The following is an 18,158-nucleotide window of genomic DNA, read 5'->3' as shown; positions in this document are numbered from 1 at the left end:
GGACGGGAACTCACGGAACCGGGGCTTCCGGATCCACCGCCAGCGCCGCCGGGAGCTCCGCGCGCCCCCGCACGCCGAGCTTCCGGTAGGCGCTGGTCAGGTGCAGCTCCACCGTCCGGACCGTGAGGAACAACGACTCCGCGATCTCCCGGTTCGTCGCCCCCGCCGCCGCCCGGACCGCCACCCGCCGCTCGCTGCCGCTCAAGGTGTGCACTGGCGAGTCCGTCCCGTGCCGCAACCGGCCGCCCGCCTCCAGCAGTGCCGCCGAGGACGCCGACACCTGCCGGTGATCGCGGTGCAGCACCGACAGGTCCAGCGCCGACCGCAGGTGCTCGCGCGCGCCCTCCGGCTCGCCCGCGCGCAGCAGGGCCCGCCCCAGCAGGTGCTCCGCCTTCGCCTGCTCCCGCTTCGCCGGCGAAGCCGACAGCACCCGCACCGCCTCCGACAGCACCGGCACCGCCGCGCGGCGCGCCGCCGCCGCGCCGCGCGCCGCCAGCGCCATGCCCCGCGCCCGCCGCGTTCCCCACTTCCGCGCCAGCACCGCGCCGTGCTCGGCGGCGCGCGCCCCCTCCTCCGCCCGGCCCAGGTCGCCGAGCAGGCAGGCCGCGTCGAACCACCACGGCGCGAACACCGGGTTGTCGATGCCCGCCTCCCGCAGGCTCTGCGCGCAGCGGAACAGCTGCTCCAGCGCGCCGTCCGGATCTCCCGCGGCCTCCAGCGCGCGGGCCCGGGCCATCAGGAACTGGTGGTACTCCAAGGCGAAGTCCTCGAAGCGGGCGCGGGAGATCTCCGCCAGCACCGCCGTCGCCCGCTCCGGCTCGCCCTGGCTGGTCAGCGAGGTCGCCAGCGCGATCTGCGGCATCGTCATCGAGCCGTTCCAGGACTCCTGCTCCAGCACGTCGTAGCAGCTCTGCGCGTCCGCCAGCGCCTCCACCAGGTTGCCCGTCCAGTGGTGCACCAGCGCGCGGGTGCTGGTGGCCAGGCAGTACGTCCACGCCTGCCCCGAGCGCTGGGCGTGCCCGACCAGCAGGTCCAGCGCCGCCAGCGCCGACTCGTTGTCGTCGGCCAGGTACAGCGGCAGCGACGCCCCCAGCAGCGCGAAGCCGTCGCCCTCCACGTCGTTGATCCGCAGCACCGACCGGGCCTGCGCGGCGACCTCCGCGGCGGGCCGGTTCAGCAGCGCGCCCAGCGAAGCCAGCATCCCCAGCAGCTGGCGCTCCTCCGCGGTGTCGCCCGCGGGCGGCGCCACGTCGCGGAACCGGGCCCCCACCCGCGGCAGCGTCGACTTCTCGTCCATGCCGGAGGCCAGCAGCACCGATTCGGCCAGCGTGCGCAACGTCCGGTCCGCGTCCCCGAGGTCCGGCCCCAGCGCGGCGTCCAGCTCGTCCAGCGCGGCCGAGACCACCTCGAAGGCGCGCGTCGAGTTCTGCGCCGACAGCGACGCCACCGCGTACTGCACCGCGATCGGGAGCCGCGCCCGCGGATCGTCGACGAGCTCCAGCGCCCGCTCCAGGTAGCGCAACCCCGTCACCGGGTCCGCCACCCGCGCGGCCTGCGCCAGCACCGCCACGTCGGTGCCCTGCACCACCAGCACCCGTTCCAGGCAGCGGGCCGCCGTGCCGGGCGCGCCGCGCTGCTCGGCCCGGGTGGCCGCGTCGCGCAGCACCCCCGCCATCCAGGGCTGCGGCGCGCCCGGCAGCTGCAGCAGCAGCACCGCGACCTCCTCCGCCGGTCGGCCCGCGTCGTTGAGCAGCATCGCGGCCCGTTCCCGGAGCCGTTCCAGCTCGGCGGGCGGGGTGCGGTCCAGCACCGCCTGCCGGACGAAGTCGTGCACGAACCCGATGCCGCCGCCGGTCCCCACCAGGTCCCGATCCCGCAGTTCGCGCAACGCGACGACGGCCATCCGCTGGTGGATCCCGGCCAGCGCCGCGATCAGCTCCAGCCGCTCGCCGGGCAGGGTCGCGACCGCGCGGGCCACCGCCACGCCGCACTCCGACAACCGGTCCAGCAGCGAGCGCAGCACGACGGTGCGGTGCAGCTCGTCCAGCCGTTCCGCGGCGTCCTCCGCGGGCGCCTCCCGCAACCGGCGCAGCACCCTGCCGAGCAGGAACGGGTTGCCGCCGGTGACCTGGGCGCAACGAGCGGCCAACTCCGGGCCGGGCGGCGCGGGCAGCTCGGCGTCGAGGAGTTCGGCTACCGACCCCTCGCCCAGCGCGGGCAGGTCCACGGTGTCGCACCACGGCATCGCCGCGATCTCCCCCAGCGCCTCGCCCGGCGCGGTCCCCCCGGTGCGCTGGGCCAGCAGCACCAGCAGCGGCAGTTCCTCGGCGCGGCGCAGCAGGAAGGCCAGGAACCGCAGGGAGTTCTCGTCGCACCACTGCACGTCGTCGACGGCCAGCACCAGCGGCCCGTCGCCGGTGAGGTCCGCGACCAGCCAGTGCAGCCCGTGCAGCACGGCGTAGGTGCCGGTCGCGGCGCCGTCCCCGGTGCGCTCCGGGGAGAGGGCGGGCAGTGCGAGGCGGGCGCTGCCGGTCGGCTCCGGGTCGTGCACCGGCGCCAGCAGCGCGCGCACGGCCGCGTAGGCACCGGTGCCGGTCTCCGGGCAGTGCGCGAACAGGGTGCGGGTGGCGCGGCCGTCGAGTTCGGCCAGGGCGCTGCACAGCACCTCGGTCTTGCCGATGCCCGCCGGCCCGCGCAGCAGGACGGCCCGGCCCGAACCGCCCCGCGCGGCCCGGGCAGCGTCGGCGATCCGCGCGAGCTCGGGCTCACGTCCGACCAGCCGCCCCGGCGGGCCGCTCTGCACGCCTTGGTCAGCCACCATGCGGGGTTCCTCCCGGTCCGCCCCCCGGCGTACGGAATGCCGAATGCTGCGGGGGGGCGCGCCGGATCTCCTCCGCCACCTGCTCGTCGATGCCGTCATCGGTGATCAGCGTGTCCACGTCGGCGAGGTCGCCGAACCGCGCGAAGTGGTCGTTGCCGATCTTGGTGTGGTCGGCGAGCACGATGGTGCGCCGCGCCGCCGAGATCGCCGCCCGCTTCACCATCGACTCGGCCGAATCCGGTGTCGTGAGGCCGCGTTCCAGGGACAGCCCGTTGGTCGCCATGAACGCGACGTCCACGTAGATGTCGCCGAGCGCGTGCAGCGCCCAGCCGTCCACCGCCGCCAGCGTGCGGCCGCGCAGCCTGCCGCCGACCAGCATCAGGGTGATGTTGCCGCGGCCGGAGAGGGTGAGCGCCGTCGTCGGCGAGTGCGTGACCACGGTCAGTTCCCGGTCGACGGGGAGGATGTTCGCCATCCGCGCGACCGTGGTGCCGGCGTCGAGCAGGATCGCGCCCTCGTCCGGCACCAGTTCCAGCGCCGCTTTCGCGATGCGGTTCTTCTCGGCGGTCATCACCGAGTCCCTGGCGGGCACGTTCGGCTCGAATCCCAGCCGCTCCACGGGGATCGCGCCGCCGTGCACCCTGCGCAGCACGCCGCGGCGCTCCAGCACGGTCAGGTCGCGGCGCACGGTCTCCGTGGTCATGTCGAAGCGCGATGCGAGCGCCGCCACGTCGACCCGGCCTTCCTTCCGCGCCAGCTCCAAGATCGCCCAGTGCCGTTCCTCGGCGTACATCCGCGTCTCGCTTCCCGCCCCCGTGAAGTCCCCGCCCGGCGAGGCTACCGGCGACGATCAGCGCGGCACAATGGCGGGATGTTGTTTCGTGTTGCTTCGAGTGGCATTCGGCGGAACGACCGCCGGTTGCCGTCCACCGGCGCTCCGATCCGGTGATCTTTTCACTCTCCGCACTCAATTGATCACTTTCAGTATACGGTGGCCTGGTGTCAACAGAGGACATTCCGCCGGCGGTCTGGCGGAGCGCGGAAGTCCGCGACGCCCTGGCGGTGCGCGACATCGGCACGGTCTACCGGGTGCTGCGCGAGCACGGCGTCTCGCAGAGCCGCATCGCCCAGCTCACCGGGCAGGCCCAGAGCGAGGTCAGCGACGTGCTCAACGGCCGCGCCGTGCGCAGCTACGAGTTGCTGGCCCGGATAGCCACCGGGCTCGGGATACCGCGCGGCTGGATGGGCATGGCCGGGGAACCGGACCCGGCCGCGGAGGGCACCGATCCGCCCGTCGAGGAGGACGAGAAGGCGAAGCGCCGCCGCTTCCTGTCCTACGCCGGTTCGCTGGTGCTGGGCGCGGAGGTCGACGTGTCCGGCTCCGCCGACCTGTTCGCCGCCGAGCTGCGCCGGTTCGCCGAGCTGCCGCCGACCCCGCCGGGCCGGGTCGGCAGCTCCGACGTCGCGGCGCTCGACGTGTTGATGGGTTCGCTGCGGCAGATAGACCAGCGCTACGGCGGGGTCGGCCAGTACGGCACCGTCGCGGCCGCCGCCCGGCGCGCCGAGCGGATGCTGGAGGCCTCGATGAGCGAGGCGGTGCGCAGCGACCTGCTGGGCGCGCTGTGCAAGCTGCACGCCACCGCGGGCTGGACGGCGGTGGAGAACGGGCTGCTCGCCAGCGGGAACGCGCACTACGGGCGGGCGCTGGACTTCGGCCGGGACGGGGCGGATCCGCTGGCGATCGCGCGGACGCTGTACGCGGCGGGGCGCGCCGAACTGGACTTCGGCGATCCGAACTCGGCGCTGAAGCTGTTCCAGCTGGGGTCGATCCGGGCCGAGGCCTCGCCGCTGGTGAGCTCGGTGCTGCAGCTGAACTCGGCGTGGGCCGCGGCGCGCGGCGAACGCCGCGGCTCGGTGCGGCGGATGCTCGACCAGGGGCGCGCGCTGCACGCCACCGCCGAGATCGAGGCCGACTACCCGATGTTCCGCTGGTTCGGGGAAGCGGACGTGCTGGGCTTGACCGGCTCGGTGCAGCTGGTGGTGGGCGAGCACGAATCCGCGGCGCTGCACCTGTCCCGCGCGGTGGCCGCCCGCGCGCCCGGGGAGGTGCGGTCCGCGGTGTTCGAGCTGGCGAGCCTGGCGGAGGCGAAGTTCGCGCTCGGCGACCACGCGTCGGCGGTGCGGCACGGGCGCCGGGCGGTGCTGCTGGCCGGCGGGGTGCGCAGCGCCCGGCTGCGCGGCAGGCTCGCCGGGCTGCGCCGCCGCTGCGCGGAGCTGGTGGGCTCGCGCCACGCCTGGCGCGACTGCGCGGAGGAGCTGGCGCTCGGCATCGACGGTGTCATCGCACCCCGGCCGGTCCCCCGCTGACGGTGCGGCGGACCTCCGTCGGCGCGGCCGGGCGCGGCGGGAGGAAGTGGCCGTGCGAAAGGAGATCCCGGCGGCACGGGGTGCGCCGCCGGGACCCCGGCTCAGTCCTTCGCGGTGATGCGGTCCGGCGCCGGCGGCACCACGTCGGGGTGCTCCGCCAGGTAGCCCAGCAGCGCGTCCAGGTCCACCGGCCCGCCCGCGACGTCGGTGCCCTCGGTGAAGCCGCTGAACCCGTCCCCGCCGCCGGCGAGGAAGTTGTTCACCGCCACCCGGTACGGCGCGGCCGGGTCCACCGGTGCGCCGTCGAGGGTGAGCCCGGAGACCTTCGACCCGATGGGCGCGGACCGCGAGTACTCGTAGTGCAGGTCCGCCGACACCTGCAGCACGTTCTCGCCCTCCGGGCTCCACTGCTGCTCCAGCACGTCCCGCAGCTGCGCGCCGGTGAGGGTCATGGTCTGCATGGTGTTGCCGAAGGGCTGCACCGCGAACGCTTCGCCGTAGGTGATGACGCCGTCGCCTTCGCCCGCCGGGGAAGAGGCGTGCGGCAGGTCGGCGCGCACCCCGCCGGGGTTGGTCAGCGCGAGCTGCGCCCCCGTGTCGCGGGTGGCGGCGAGCTGCGCGTCGGCGATGACGCTGCCGAGGCCGGATTCCCCGGACGGCGCCGGGGTCTTCAGCAGGTCGCCGGTGGCGGTGCCGACGGCGCGGTTCGCGATCGGCGCCGCCTTCGCGCGGGCTTCCTCGACGAGCGCGGCCGTCTCGGCGTCGGGTTCGACGTCGCGGGTGACGACCTCGTTGCGCGCGGTGCTGCTCTCCCGCACCACTTCGCGGGTGTCGCGGTCGACGCGCAGGTCCAGCACCGACAGCAGCCTGCCGTAGGAGGCGCCTTGCACGAGGGGACGCGGGTCGCCCGCCGGGTCGGTGGCGGTGCAGGTGTACTGCTGGTGGCTGTGCGCGCTGAACACGGCGTCGACCTGCGGGGAGACCTGTTCCGCGATGCGGCTCGCGGGGCCGCCGGGGGTGACCTGGCAGGAGTTCGGGCCGCCGCCGTCGGCTTCGTCGCCCTGGTGCAGCAGCACGACCTGCGCCTTGACGCCGAAGCGCTCCAGCGCGTCGGAGGTGCGGTCGATGGCTTCGACCTCGTCGCCGAACCGGAGTCCGCGCACCGCTTCGGGGCTGACCACGTCGGGCAGGTCCTGCAGGGTCGCGCCGATCACGCCGATCGGCACCCCGCCGGAGACCTGCACGGTGAACGGCAGCAGCGCGGGGGCACCGCCGTCCTCGAAGGTGACGTTGGCGCCGAGGTACGGGAAGTCCGCGCCGGCGAAGGAATCCCGGAACTCGCAACCGTCCTGCGGGTGGCAGCCGCCGGTCTGCAGCCGTTGGAGTTCCTGGTAGCCCTCGTCGAACTCGTGGTTGCCGACGACGTGGCCGCGCACGTCCTGCGAGTTGAGGAAGTCGACGGTGGGTTCGTCGTGGAACAGCGCGGAGTTCACCGGCGAGGCGCCGACGCTGTCGCCGGTCGAGAAGACCAGCGAGTTCGGCACCTCGTCGCGCAGCCGCTGCAGGTGGGTGGCGAGGTAGGCGGCGCCGCCGGCGTCGACGGTCCGGCCGTCGTCGAGCTCGATCTGCCCGGAGGACCCGGTGGGCGGTTCGAGGTTGCCGTGCAGGTCGTTGAAGGTGATCAGCCGGACGTCGGTGGTCGCGGGCGGGTCCTGCGGCGCGGCGCCGGCGGTGGCCCCGGTGGCCGTGGCCGCGGTGGCCAGTGCGGTGGCGGCGACGGCGAGTCCGCGTCGCACGCGGTGGGCACGCATGGTTCGGTCTTCCTCCCAGGTGGTGATCTCGGGAGGCAGTCTGCCCGGACCCGCTGCCGACCACCACCGATTCCGCGTCACACCTCGCGGTCGTGCGGAGCCGCCCGCGGCCGGGCAGGATGCGGCCGAGGAGTGCGCGGACGGCTACCGAGCGCCTCCGCACCGGCACCGCCACGCCGATGATGATGGGGTCCGGATCACCGCCGAACCCAAGATGTAGTGTGGCGCCCGCTGATGGTTCGCCGGTCCGCCCGGCGTGACAACAGGGAACCCGGTGCGAATCCGGGACTGCCCCGCAGCGGTGAACGGGAACGACCGCCGTCACCACCTCCCGGTGGTGCAGCACTGGACGCTCGGCGTCCGGGAAGCGACGGCCAGTAGGCCCGGTGCCGAGCACCGGTCGCCCGTGAGTCCGAAGACCTGCCATCGGTGCGCGCACGAGGGGTGCGCGCCGTCCGGGACCTCGCGGGAGGGTCGTGGGACGAGCGGTGCCGTGCGCGCCGCGGGTCCTGGCGCGTTCCGAGGAGTTCCGGGCAGGTGTCCGAGCTTGCGAGGAGAGAGCCAGTGACCGAGTCCACGACCCGGCCGTCAGCAGCGACCGCGGTGGTACCGGCAGGAGTGCGGGTGCTGCGGCGCGACGGGACCGTTTCCGGTTGGGACGAAACGAAGATCTCCGTGGCGTTGACCAAGGCGTTCCTGGCGGCCGAGGGGGATTCGGCCGCATCGTCGTCGCGGTTGCACCAGATCGTCGCGGAGTTGACGGAGCAGGCGGCGCAGGGCGTGCTGCGCCACGCGGGTACCGAAGGCCTGGTGCACATCGAGCAGATCCAGGACATGGTGGAGCTGGCGCTGATGCGCGGCGGGCACCACGGTGTCGCCCGCGCCTACGTGCTCTACCGGGAGGAGCACGCGCAGGCCCGCGAGGCCGAGGTGGCTCCCGTCGAGGACGCCGCTCCCCGCCTGGAGATGACCGCGCCGGACGGCACCCGGGTGCCGCTGGACTGGGAGCGGGTGTCGACCGTCGTCGAGCAGGCCTGCTCGGACCTCGACGACGTGCACGCCGACCAGGTGCTGCGCGAGGTGCGGCGCAACGTCTACGACGGCATCAGCTCCGCGGAGCTGGCCGAGTCGCTGACGATGGCGGCGCGCACCTTCGTGGAGGCGGAGCCGAACTACTCGCTGGTGACCTCGCGGCTGCTGCTGGACAAGCTGCGTCGGGAGGCGCTGAGCTTCGTCGCGGGCGAGCCGGCCGAGGCCGACCAGGTGCAGATGCGGGACCGCTACGCCGGTTACTTCGCCGACTACGTGCGCCGCGGCATCGAGCTGGAGCAGCTGGACCCGGAGCTGGCCCGCTTCGACCTGGAGCGGCTGGGCGCGGCGCTGGACGCGGACCGGGACATCGCGTTCGGCTTCCTCGGCCTGCAGACGCTCTACGACCGGTACCTGCTGCACGAGGACGGGGTGCGGTTCGAGCTGCCGCAGGCGTTCTTCATGCGGGTCGCGATGGGCGTGGCGCTGCGCGAGGACGACCGGGAGGCGCGGGCGATCGAGTTCTACGACCTGATCTCCTCGTTCGACTTCATGTGCTCGACGCCGACGCTGTTCAACGCGGGCACCACCCGCCCGCAGCTGTCGTCCTGCTTCCTGACCACTGTGGACGACGACCTGCACGGGATCTTCCACGGCATCAGCAACAACGCGCTGCTGTCGAAGTACGCGGGCGGGCTCGGCAACGACTGGACCCCGGTGCGGGGCACGGGCGCGCACATCAAGGGGACCAACGGTTCCTCGCAGGGCGTGGTGCCGTTCCTGAAGATCGCCAACGACACGGCGGTCGCGGTGAACCAGGGCGGCAAGCGCAAGGGCGCGGTGTGCGCGTACCTGGAGACCTGGCACGTGGACGTCGAGGAATTCCTCGACCTGCGCAAGAACACCGGGGACGACCGGCGGCGCACGCACGACATGAACACGGCGAACTGGGTGCCGGACGAGTTCCTGCGCCGGGTGGAGGCCGACGAGCCGTGGACCCTGTTCTCCCCGGACGAGGTGCCGGACCTGCACGACCTGTACGGCACCGCGTTCGCGCAGCGCTACCGGGAGTACGAGGCGGCCGCCGAGCGCGGTGAGCTGAAGGTGTTCCGCCAGGTCCGCGCGGTGGACCTGTGGCGCCGGATGCTGACGATGCTGTTCGAGACCGGGCATCCGTGGATCACCTTCAAGGACCCGTGCAACCTGCGGTCGCCGCAGCAGCACGCGGGCGTGGTGCACTCCTCGAACCTGTGCACCGAGATCACGCTGAACACGAGCAAGGACGAGGTCGCGGTCTGCAACCTCGGTTCGATCAACCTGGCGCGGCACGTCACGGCCGAGGGCCTGGACGTGGAGCGGCTGCGGCGCACCACCCGCACGGCGGTGCGGATGCTGGACAACGTCATCGACGTGAACTTCTACACGATCCCGGAGGCGCGGGCCTCGAACCTGCGGCACCGCCCGGTGGGCCTGGGCCTGATGGGCTTCTCGGACGCGCTGTTCGCGCAGCGCATCCCGATGTCCTCGCAGGCGGCGGTGGAGTTCGCGGACCTGAGCATGGAGCACATCAGCTTCCACGCGATCGCCGCGTCCTCCGAGCTGGCCGCCGAGCGCGGGCGCTACGAGTCGTTCGAGGGTTCGCTGTGGAGCCGGGGCGTGCTGCCGATCGACTCGCTGGAGCTGCTGGCGCAGGCCCGCGAGACCGGCGTCGACCTGGATCGTTCGTCCACACTGGACTGGGACGGGCTGCGGGAGCGGGTGCGCGCGAACGGCATGCGCAACTCGAACGTGCTGGCCATCGCCCCGACGGCGACGATCTCGAACATCTGCGGCGTCGGCCAGTCCATCGAGCCGCTGTACCGGAACCTGTACGTGAAGTCGAACATGTCGGGCGACTTCACCGTGCTCAACGCCGACCTGGTGCGGGACCTCAAGGCCGCCGGGGTGTGGGACGAGGCGATGGTGCAGGACCTGAAGTACTTCGACGGCGACCTGGCCCCGATCGACCGGGTGCCCGCGGAGCTGAAGTCGTTGTACGCCACCGCGTTCGAGATCGAGCCGCGCTGGCTGGTGGAGGCCGCGTCCCGCCGCCAGAAGTGGATCGACCAGGCGCAGTCGCTGAACCTGTACATGGCGGCGCCGAGCGGCCGCAAGCTCGACGAGCTGTACCGGCTGGCGTGGCGCAAGGGCCTCAAGACCACCTACTACCTGCGGTCCAGCAGTGCGACGCACGTGGAGAAGTCCACGCTGCGCGGCACCGACGGCAAGCTCAACGCGGTCTCCCCCGCCGCCGCACCGGCCCCGGCCCCGTCGCCGCAGCCGCAGGCGTGCGCGATCGACGACCCGGACTGCGAAGCCTGCCAGTGACCGCCCCGTTCCCCCTGGAGGACTCATGACTTCCGTGCACACCCCCGACGCCACCGGGCTCGGCGAGATCGACCGCGGCGCGGGCCGGATCAACGTCGACGACAAGGCGATGATCAACGCGCAGGCGGACGTGAACCAGCTGCTGCCGCTGAAGTACGGCTGGGCGTGGGAGAAGTACCTCGCCGGCTGCAACAACCACTGGATGCCCACCGAGGTGTCCATGCACGCCGACATCGCCCTGTGGCGCTCCCGCGACGGGCTCACCGAGGACGAGCGGCTGATGCTCAAGCGCAACCTCGGGTTCTTCGCCACGGCGGAGTCGTTGGTGGCCAACAACATCGTGCTCGCCGTGTACCGGCACATCACCAACCCCGAGTGCCGCCAGTACCTGCTGCGCCAGGCGTTCGAGGAGGCCGTGCACACGCACACCTTCCAGTACATCTGCGAGAGCCTGGGCCTCGACGAGGGCGAGCTGTTCAACGCCTACCGCGAGATCCCGTCCATCTCGGAGAAGGACGAGTGGGCGCTGCGGCACACCCAGAACCTGGAGAACCCCGAGTTCGCCACCGGCGGACCGGAGCGCGACCAGGCGTTCCTGCGCGACCTCATCGCCTTCTACGTGATCTTCGAGGGCATGTGGTTCTACACCGGTTTCGCCCAGATCCTGTCGCTGGGCAGGCGGAACAAGATGGTCGGCATCGCCGAGCAGTACCAGTACATCCTGCGCGACGAGTCGATCCACCTGAACTTCGGCATCGACTGCATCAACCAGATCAAGCTGGAGAACCCGCACCTGTGGAGCGCCGAGTTCCAGGAGGAGGTGCGCGGCATGCTCGCCGACGCGTGCCGCCTGGAGGTCGCCTACGGCCGGGACACCATGCCCCGCGGCATCCTCGGCATCAACGCCGAGCTGTGCGAGCAGTACATGCACTTCATCACCAACCGCCGCTGCGCGCAGCTGGGCCTCACCCCGGTGTTCGCCGAGGTCGAGAACCCGTTCCCGTGGATGTCGGAGGCGATGGACCTGAAGAAGGAGAAGAACTTCTTCGAGACCCGCGTCACCGAATACCAGTCCGGCTCCTCCCTCACCTGGGACTGACGGATCGGGCCGCCCGCCGGGGACTCGGCGGGCGGCCCGCGGGTTCCGCCCCGCCGGGCCGTCGCCGCGGCATAGGGTGCCGGGATGGGTGTTCCTGTTCCCGCTGATCTCGACGTCGTCCGGGAGTCCTACGACCGCGTGGCCGACAACTACGTGGACATGGTGACCACGACGGGCATCGGCGACGTCCGCGCCCACCCGTGGCTGCGCGCCGCGATGGACGTGTTCGCCGATCAGGTCGCCGAGCTCGGCCCCGTGCTCGACGTCGGTTGCGGGCCGGGCACGGTCACCGGCTACCTGGCCGAACGCGGGCTCGACGTGTCGGGCGTGGACCTGTCGCCCCGGATGGTCGAGCACGCGCGGCGGCTGCATCCGGGGTGCTCGTTCCGCGTCGGATCGGCCACCGAACTCGGCTTGCCGGAGTCGTCCTTCGGCGGGCTGCTCGGCTGGTGGTCGCTGTTCAACCTGCCGCGCGAGGTGCTGCCGGGCGTGCTGTCGTCGTTCGCGAGCGCGCTCGTCCCGGGCGGTCAGCTGATCATCGCGACGCACGTCGGCGACGACGACGTGCAGCGCACCGAGGCCTACTACGGCGTCCCGGTCCGCTGGACGACGTACCAGTGGCGGCCCGAGCAGCTCACCGCGCTCGTCGAGCAGGCGGGCCTGCACCCCACCGCCGAACTCCGCCTGCCCGCCGACGAGCACACCGGCCCCGGTGTCGTCCTCGTCGCCCGCCGCGACTGAACCCGGCCCCAGGTGAATGGCCCACCCGCCCGTTCTTCGTGGTCGAACGGGCCATTGGTCGGCAGATCAGCTCGGCAGATCAGCTCGGCAGGGCGGCGCGGAGGGCGGTCAGGTCGAAGGTGACGACGCCGTCGGGATCGCGGTGCAGCACCTCCTCCGGCGGGAGGAACCGGACACCGCTGTCCGCCAGCAGCGCGTGGTGGGTGACGTAGGCGGGATGCCGCCGCAGCACTGTCATGATGAGGAACATGAGCCAGAGTGTGCCGGTGACGTTGCCCGAGTGGCAGCAGTTCCTCCGCGGCTATAGCGATGACTATCTGCGGATGGCCACGGATGAGGAGGCGGCACGCCTCGACGACGTCCAGCGGGAGAATCGGTGGCTGGGCTACGAACCGGCCAGTGAGGAGGCCCTCCGTGGCGCCGAGAAACGCCTGGATGTGCGGCTGCCGCCGAGCTACCGCAACTTCCTGCTCGCCAGCAACGGCTGGCGCGACATCGACCCCGAGTTGAGCGAGCTGTTCCGGATCGACGAGATCGGTTGGTTCGCTGAGAAAGATCCCGAACTGCTGACCGCCTGGACCGAGGCGGGGCTCGAGGGTCTCGTGGAGCAGGTCAAGCCGTGCTTGATGGTGTCAGACTGGTCCGACTGCGCTGTCTACTGGCTGCTGGACCCGACCACGATCGGGCCGAACGGGGAATGGACCGCGTACGAGTGGGCGACTGGCGACGGCTCCTATCCTTCGCCGTACCCCAGCTTCGGTGCCCTGGTAGCAAGCGCTCGAGATGCCTTCAACCGATGGAAAACCCACGATGTCATCCACGAACAGGGATACCAGGACACCGAGCCGGCACCTCATACTCGCCCCGACGCTGCACCGCTCCACCAGGTGACCGCAGCCGACACGTGGCCGCGCCTCATGCGCATCGACCGACTCGACCACCTGGTGCTGACCGTCGCCGACCAGGACGCCACGATCGATTTCTACACCCGGGTGCTGGGCATGGAGGTGGCTACCTCCGACAACGGTCGCACGGCGCTGACCTTCGGCCACAGCAAGATCGACCTACGCGTGGCCGGAGAGGATACCGAGGTGTTTTCGGCCGTCCACCCCGCTCCGGGTACCGCCGAGCTGTGCTTCGTCGTGGACACCCCGGTGCTGCTCCTGATCGACGAGCTCAGAGAGCAGGCGGGGATGGACATCGAGGCGGGCCCGGTCGGCCGTACCGGTGCACTCGGCCCGATCTACAGCCTCCATCTGCGCGACCCCGACAAAAACCTGATCAAGCTGAGCAACTACCTCGACTGAGCGGGGCTATTCCGCGAGCCGGGCGGCGTCCTCGTCGCGGACTTCGTAGCCGCCGACACGGAGTTCGGTGATGGCGGCGTCGAGGTATCGGGTGTTGAACAGCACGATCGCGTAGAGCACAAGGCCGAGGGCGCCGAGCTGATCTTTCATGCCTTCGTAGGAGCGCTGCCGCAGTTCGCCGCGCTGACCGTGGAAGATCCGCCGGGCCAGCGCATGGCGGCCTTCCTGGAGGTTGGCCTGCGCTTTGATGTCCCGGCGGTAGCCGGTCTCGTCGACCGCGGCCGGGCGTCAGTTCGCGGCGGGCGACTGCTCTTCGAGGTGGTCGGCGAGCCGGGTCATGATGTCCGCGTAGCTCGCGTAGCTGAACGGGGCGACCGCGTCCCACTCGACGAACCGGTTCGCCCGCGCGGATTCCTGCGCCGCGAACACCGGGTTGCGCTTGAGCTGCTCCGGCGGCAGCGAGGCCTCGCGGGTGTCCCACATCAGCACGTCCCCGGTGTAGGCACCGGCGTTCTCCCAGGCGAGCCGCTCGAAGTAGCCGCCGCCCGCGGTGTCCGGGTGCGCCGGGGTCCGGATCGGCAGGCCCAGTTCCCGCACGTAGTAGTCCAGGTCCGGGTTGCGGCCCGGCACCACGACGAAGAACTCCTGCTTCGTACCGCCGACCACCAGGATGCTGCGCCCCTCCGCGCGCATCCGGGCGCCGATACCGCGCAGCCGGTCGGCGGCGGCGTCGAACCGCGCCTGGTCCGCCCGGATCCGCTCCGAGTCCACGTCGGACCCGAGCGCGCGGGCGAGCTCCTTGTAGGCGCCGATGGTCTCCGGCAGCGAGCGCCCGGACTGCTCGACGCCGACGGTGGGCACGAACGCCCGCACCTTCTCCTCTTGCTCGGCGGTCAGGTGCCAGAGCCCGTCGAACTCGGCGTACTTGCCGCTGACCAGCAGGTCGGGGCGCAGCCCGGCCGCGGATTCCAGGTTCAGCTCCCCGTACCCGGGGCCGGTGACGTCGGTGACCGCCGCCGGGTCGACGCTGCCCGCTTCCGGTTCGGTGCTGCCGTCGTCGCGGACCAGCGGGCCGAAGGTGCCGACCACCGGCACCCCGAAGTCGTGCAACGCGCCCGCGGCCGAGACCTGCGCGATGATCCGTTCCGGCGCCTCGTCGCGCCGCACCTGCACTCCGCGGTCGTCGACGAAGCTCCAGCCGCCCGCCGCGTCCTGCGGCGCGGGCGCCGAGCACCCCGCCAGCGCGGCCACCGCCACGAGCAACCCGGCTGCGCGCGTCCTGCTCACCATCAGCGAATCTCCCCTCAGTATGAGGTTAGGCTAGCCTACGGATCAGTCGAGTCGATGGGCAGAAGAGGTGCGAGATGGCCGAGCGGACCGAAGTGCGCCGCCCCCAGTACGTGATGTTCCGGACCCGGGTGGCGCGCGCCCAACGGCTCGGCCCCAGCTTCGTGCGGATCACCTTCACCGGCGAGGACCTGCACCGCTTCGGCATCGGCGGCGACGACCAGCGGGTGAAGCTCATCCTCCCCCAGCCCGGCAGGCCGCTGAGCGACATGCCCGGCGGCGACGGCTGGTACCCGCGCTGGCAGGCGCTGCCCGACGAGATCCGCCCGACGCTGCGCACCTACACCGTGCGCGCCTACCGGGAGGACCCGTTCGAGCTGGACATCGATTTCGTGCTGCACGGCGTCGACTCCGGCCACAGCGGCCCCGCCTCCGCCTGGGCCGCGGCGGCCGCCCCCGGCGACGAGGCGCTGCTGCTCGGCCCGGACCGGCCGGGCAGCGGCCGGATGTGGGGCTGCGAGTGGTCCCCGCCGGAGACGGCGCGGCAGCTGGTGCTGGCCGGGGACGAGACGGCGGTCCCCGCGATGGCCGCGATCGTCGAAGCGCTGCCCGCGGACTCGCGCGGCGTGGTGTGCGCGGAGGTACCGACGGCCGAGGACGTCCAGACCTGGCGCGCGCCGAGCGGCGTCGAGGTCCGCTGGCTGATCCGGCAGCGGCCGGAGGGGACCGCGCCGATCGGGTCGCTGCTGGAGGAATCGGTGACCGGCGCGCTCGGCGAACTCGGCTCGCGCGGCGGTTCCGAGGCCGGCCTGGACGACGTGGACGTGGACACGACGACGCTCTGGGAGGTGCCCGAACCGGACACCGCAGGCGGCGAGGTCTACGGCTGGCTGGCCGGGGAGGCGGCGGTGATCAAGCGGCTGCGCCGGGTGCTGGTGCAGGACCACCAGGTGCCGCGCAGCTGCGTGGCGTTCATGGGCTATTGGCGCGAGGGCCGCAGCTGACACCGCTCCGGGCGGAGTGGCGACCGCCTCTTGGCATCGGGGCCCGCGGCGTGCCACGATCCCTGAGATTAAGTAAGCCTTACCTAACTGCCCGGAGGTTCGAGTGTCCTCGCCCGCACAGCAACCGGTACGCAGTGACTTCGCCGCCAGACTCCGGTCCAGCACCCGCGCCGACCACGACCACGTCCAGTCCCTGCCGTTCCTGCGGACCCTGCTCGCCGGGGAGCTCGAAGCCGACGCCTACGCCGTGATGCTCGGCCAGCACTACTTCGCCTACTCCGTGCTGGAGCAGGCCGCCGACGCCATGCGCAGCGACGTGGTCGCGGGGCCGTTCGTCAGCGAACGGCTGCGCAGGCTGCCGCACCTGGAGACCGACCTGCACTACTACCTCGGGCCGGACTGGCGGGAGGTCATCGCGCCCAGCGCGGCCACCGAGCGGTACTGCGCGCGGCTGCGGGAGGTGTGCTTCGACTGGCCGGGCGGGTTCGTGGCGCACCACTACACGCGGTGCCTGGCCGACCTCTCCGGCGGCAAGCTGATCCGCTCGGCGATGCGGCGCAGCCTGGACCCGCCGGACGGGAAGGGGTTCGCGTTCCTCACCTTCGACGACGTGCCCAGCAGCGCCGGGGTGCGCAACGCCTACCGGCTGCTGCTGGACACCGCGGGCTGGGACGAGCGCGAGCAGCGGCGGATCATCGCCGAGGTGCGGCTCGCCTACCACCTCAACACCGAGGTGTTCGCCGACCTCGGCAGCCGGCTGCCCCCGCGCATTCCACGACCGCGCGGGTGAGTTCGCGGCACCGGAAATGAGGCGGAAGGCAATGCAACGTTCCCGCTGAATTCCGCAACAGTGCGGAATTCAGTGGGAATACTTGCACCACCCCGGTCGGCCGCCGCGACGGAGCGGACGCATCGGATTCCGCGGATCGGCCGCACCCGCATCTCGCCGGACCGCGGCCACGGCACGGCCGGAGAGCGCCGGAAGTCCTTTCAGGACGGCATTCCCCGCAGCACGCGCAGGCGCTCCGAACTGCTGCGACGGGACTCGCGGAACCGGCGGGAACCGGACCCGCCGGGCCGGCGGCGAATTCGGCCCGTTCCCGATCAGGAGGAAAAGCAGAATGCCAGGTACCGAGACCTGGCAGCAATGACTCATTCGGATGATCGCCGTTGTCGCGGACAATGGATTAGCATTCAGCGACATGACCGCAACTCCACCACGACCGCGGGCCTACGTGCTCGGCGCGGAACTGCGCGACGCCCGCCGCAAGAGCGGGCACACCTTGCGCGGGCTCGCCTCGATCCTGGACGTCTCGCACTCCGTCCTGGTCCGCTGGGAGCACGGCGACCGGGTGCCGTCCGCCGAATCCATCTCAGCCGTGTGCGTGGTGCTCGGCGTCAGCAGCACCGCGCGGTCCCGGATGCTCAAGCTCGCCCGCGAAGCCGCCGCCGAACCGGCGCCCTCGCAGACCCCCGGGGCCGCGGGCGGCGTCGACCAGCTCGCCACCCTGCTCGAATTCGAACGCACCGCCACGAAGATCACCGACGTGGCACCGCTGCTCATGCCCGGCCTGCTCCAGTCCGCCGAGTACACCCGGGCGATCATGGCCACCGGCGTCCCCGAGCAGGAGGCCAACAAGCGGGTCGCGATGCGCCAGGGCCGCCGCGACACCATCACCCGCAAGCGCTCGCCCGCGAAGTACACCGCGCTGATCCTCGAATCGGTGCTGCACCAGCCCATCGGGCGCACCGGCGGGCTGCACGACCAGCTGCGCTTCCTGGACGAGATCTCCGAGCGGGACAACGTCGAACTCCGCATCATCCCGTCGGCGGCGGGCTGGACGCCCGCGCACGCCGGACCGTTCGTGCTGCTCGAATTCGCCAAAGCGGACCCGGTGGTGCACCTCGAACACCACCGCTCCTCGGCGTTCCTGCAGGACGACGATTCGGTGGGCGCGTTCCGCGCCGCCCGCGACGAGCTGGAGCGGATCGCGCTGAGCCGGGAGGACTCCCGCAAGCTCATCGCCGAGATCGCCGCCCGCGAGCAGGTCCCGGCGTGAGCTCGGCACCGCGCGGCTGGCGGAAGTCCTCGCACAGCAGCCAGGAGACGAACTGCGTGGAGGTCGGGCGACTGCCCGGGGGCGGGGCCGCGGTGCGCGACACCAAGGACCGGGCGGGCGGGCACCTCGCCACCAGCTCCGCGCAGTGGTCCCGCTTCGTGCGCTCGCTCCGCCGGAGCAGCCCGCTGCGCTGAACGGAGCTCCGGGCAGGTCCGTTCGCCGGAATACTTCCGGCAGGGGTGGTTGCCACTACAGTGGCGTTGAT

At 72.1% G+C, this 18,158-nt stretch carries 14 protein-coding genes, 1 pseudogene and 1 riboswitch; of the genes and pseudogenes, 9 read left to right on the top strand and 6 right to left on the bottom strand.

From position 1 onward, the window contains the following. Positions 1-10: 10 nt before the first annotated feature. Together LCD35_RS09450 and LCD35_RS09445 are read right to left on the bottom strand one after the other, a co-directional pair. Entirely contained in the window at positions 11-2,821 is a 2,811-nt protein-coding gene (locus LCD35_RS09450) for an AAA family ATPase (RefSeq protein WP_224977753.1), read from the bottom strand. Further along, positions 2,811-3,614 carry a DeoR/GlpR family DNA-binding transcription regulator gene (locus tag LCD35_RS09445; protein WP_225044044.1) on the bottom strand — a complete coding sequence of 268 codons (804 nt, stop codon included), beginning with the start codon at positions 3,612-3,614 and terminating at the stop codon, positions 2,811-2,813. Before LCD35_RS09445 ends, LCD35_RS09450 begins: the two co-directional genes overlap by 11 nt. Before the next feature lie 206 nt (positions 3,615-3,820). Between LCD35_RS09445 and LCD35_RS09440 the strand changes: the two genes are divergently transcribed. Continuing rightward, positions 3,821-5,188 carry a helix-turn-helix transcriptional regulator gene (locus LCD35_RS09440; RefSeq protein WP_224959708.1) on the top strand — a complete coding sequence of 456 codons (1,368 nt, stop codon included), beginning with the start codon at positions 3,821-3,823 and terminating at the stop codon, positions 5,186-5,188. Positions 5,189-5,289: 101 nt separating this feature from the next. On the opposite strand, the gene LCD35_RS09435 is transcribed toward LCD35_RS09440, so the two are convergent. Further along, the gene (locus tag LCD35_RS09435) at positions 5,290-6,999 is read right to left on the bottom strand and encodes a bifunctional UDP-sugar hydrolase/5'-nucleotidase (protein ID WP_224959706.1); all 1,710 of its coding nucleotides are present in this window, start codon (positions 6,997-6,999) and stop codon (positions 5,290-5,292) included. 218 nt (positions 7,000-7,217) lie between these two features. Next, positions 7,218-7,442: riboswitch (cobalamin riboswitch) on the top strand. Between the two features lie 121 nt (positions 7,443-7,563). On the opposite strand from LCD35_RS09435, the gene LCD35_RS09430 reads away from it, so the two are divergent. From LCD35_RS09430 to LCD35_RS09420, 3 genes are all read left to right on the top strand, one after another. Further along, positions 7,564-10,395 carry a ribonucleoside-diphosphate reductase subunit alpha gene (locus LCD35_RS09430; RefSeq protein ID WP_224959705.1) on the top strand — a complete coding sequence of 944 codons (2,832 nt, stop codon included), beginning with the start codon at positions 7,564-7,566 and terminating at the stop codon, positions 10,393-10,395. Between the two features lie 25 nt (positions 10,396-10,420). Further along, the gene (locus tag LCD35_RS09425; protein ID WP_224959704.1) at positions 10,421-11,494 is read left to right on the top strand and encodes a ribonucleotide-diphosphate reductase subunit beta; all 1,074 of its coding nucleotides are present in this window, start codon (positions 10,421-10,423) and stop codon (positions 11,492-11,494) included. Positions 11,495-11,578: 84 nt separating this feature from the next. Then, positions 11,579-12,235, top strand: coding sequence for a class I SAM-dependent methyltransferase (locus LCD35_RS09420; RefSeq protein WP_224959703.1), 657 nt, complete (start codon positions 11,579-11,581; stop codon positions 12,233-12,235). 79 nt (positions 12,236-12,314) lie between these two features. On the opposite strand, the gene LCD35_RS09415 is transcribed toward LCD35_RS09420, so the two are convergent. After that, positions 12,315-12,485: a hypothetical protein gene (locus LCD35_RS09415; RefSeq protein WP_225044043.1), complete on the bottom strand. Its 171-nt coding sequence runs from the start codon at positions 12,483-12,485 to the stop codon at positions 12,315-12,317. Between LCD35_RS09415 and LCD35_RS09410 the strand changes: the two genes are divergently transcribed. After that, positions 12,484-13,542, top strand: coding sequence for an SMI1/KNR4 family protein (locus tag LCD35_RS09410; protein ID WP_225044042.1), 1,059 nt, complete (start codon positions 12,484-12,486; stop codon positions 13,540-13,542). The genes LCD35_RS09415 and LCD35_RS09410 overlap by 2 nt on opposite strands. Before the next feature lie 18 nt (positions 13,543-13,560). Here the strand turns inward: LCD35_RS09410 and LCD35_RS09405 are convergent. Together LCD35_RS09405 and LCD35_RS09400 are read right to left on the bottom strand one after the other, a co-directional pair. Continuing rightward, positions 13,561-13,815 (bottom strand): annotated as a pseudogene (locus tag LCD35_RS09405) (Tn3 family transposase); the annotation flags it as partial. Between the two features lie 15 nt (positions 13,816-13,830). Beyond that, positions 13,831-14,832 (bottom strand): ABC transporter substrate-binding protein, encoded by a 1,002-nt coding sequence (locus LCD35_RS09400; protein WP_224959693.1) that lies wholly within the window; start codon positions 14,830-14,832, stop codon positions 13,831-13,833. 74 nt (positions 14,833-14,906) lie between these two features. On the opposite strand from LCD35_RS09400, the gene LCD35_RS09395 reads away from it, so the two are divergent. From LCD35_RS09395 to LCD35_RS09380, 4 genes are all read left to right on the top strand, one after another. Beyond that, the gene (locus tag LCD35_RS09395; protein WP_224959691.1) at positions 14,907-15,833 is read left to right on the top strand and encodes a siderophore-interacting protein; all 927 of its coding nucleotides are present in this window, start codon (positions 14,907-14,909) and stop codon (positions 15,831-15,833) included. Positions 15,834-15,936: 103 nt separating this feature from the next. Continuing rightward, the gene (locus LCD35_RS09390; protein WP_224959689.1) at positions 15,937-16,623 is read left to right on the top strand and encodes a heme oxygenase (biliverdin-producing); all 687 of its coding nucleotides are present in this window, start codon (positions 15,937-15,939) and stop codon (positions 16,621-16,623) included. A gap of 412 nt (positions 16,624-17,035) precedes the next feature. Beyond that, on the top strand, positions 17,036-17,893 hold the full coding sequence (locus LCD35_RS09385) for a helix-turn-helix transcriptional regulator (RefSeq protein ID WP_224959687.1): 858 nt from the start codon (positions 17,036-17,038) through the stop codon (positions 17,891-17,893). After that, entirely contained in the window at positions 17,890-18,087 is a 198-nt protein-coding gene (locus LCD35_RS09380; protein WP_224959685.1) for a DUF397 domain-containing protein, read from the top strand. Before LCD35_RS09385 ends, LCD35_RS09380 begins: the two co-directional genes overlap by 4 nt. Positions 18,088-18,158: the final 71 nt, after the last annotated feature.

Origin of the sequence: Saccharopolyspora sp. 6V (assembly GCF_020176785.1) — a bacterium.
GTDB classification, from domain to species: domain Bacteria; phylum Actinomycetota; class Actinomycetes; order Mycobacteriales; family Pseudonocardiaceae; genus Saccharopolyspora_C; species Saccharopolyspora_C gregorii.
Note: the sequence above shows the minus strand (reverse complement) of the source record. Positions and strands in the feature narration are given on the sequence as shown.

Bases quoted from the DNA above. Each gene is read 5' to 3' on its own strand.
- LCD35_RS09425 (WP_224959704.1), top strand. From the start codon at position 10,421: ATGACTTCCGTGCACACCCCCGACGCCACCGGGCTCGGCGAGATCGAC.
- LCD35_RS09415 (WP_225044043.1), bottom strand. From the start codon at position 12,485: ATGTTCCTCATCATGACAGTGCTGCGGCGGCATCCCGCCTACGTCACC.
- LCD35_RS09420 (WP_224959703.1), top strand. From the start codon at position 11,579: ATGGGTGTTCCTGTTCCCGCTGATCTCGACGTCGTCCGGGAGTCCTAC.
- LCD35_RS09395 (WP_224959691.1), top strand. From the start codon at position 14,907: ATGGCCGAGCGGACCGAAGTGCGCCGCCCCCAGTACGTGATGTTCCGG.
- LCD35_RS09385 (WP_224959687.1), top strand. From the start codon at position 17,036: ATGACCGCAACTCCACCACGACCGCGGGCCTACGTGCTCGGCGCGGAA.
- LCD35_RS09400 (WP_224959693.1), bottom strand. From the start codon at position 14,832: ATGGTGAGCAGGACGCGCGCAGCCGGGTTGCTCGTGGCGGTGGCCGCG.
- LCD35_RS09445 (WP_225044044.1), bottom strand. From the start codon at position 3,614: ATGTACGCCGAGGAACGGCACTGGGCGATCTTGGAGCTGGCGCGGAAG.
- LCD35_RS09410 (WP_225044042.1), top strand. From the start codon at position 12,484: ATGAGCCAGAGTGTGCCGGTGACGTTGCCCGAGTGGCAGCAGTTCCTC.
- LCD35_RS09435 (WP_224959706.1), bottom strand. From the start codon at position 6,999: ATGCGTGCCCACCGCGTGCGACGCGGACTCGCCGTCGCCGCCACCGCA.
- LCD35_RS09450 (WP_224977753.1), bottom strand. From the start codon at position 2,821: ATGGTGGCTGACCAAGGCGTGCAGAGCGGCCCGCCGGGGCGGCTGGTC.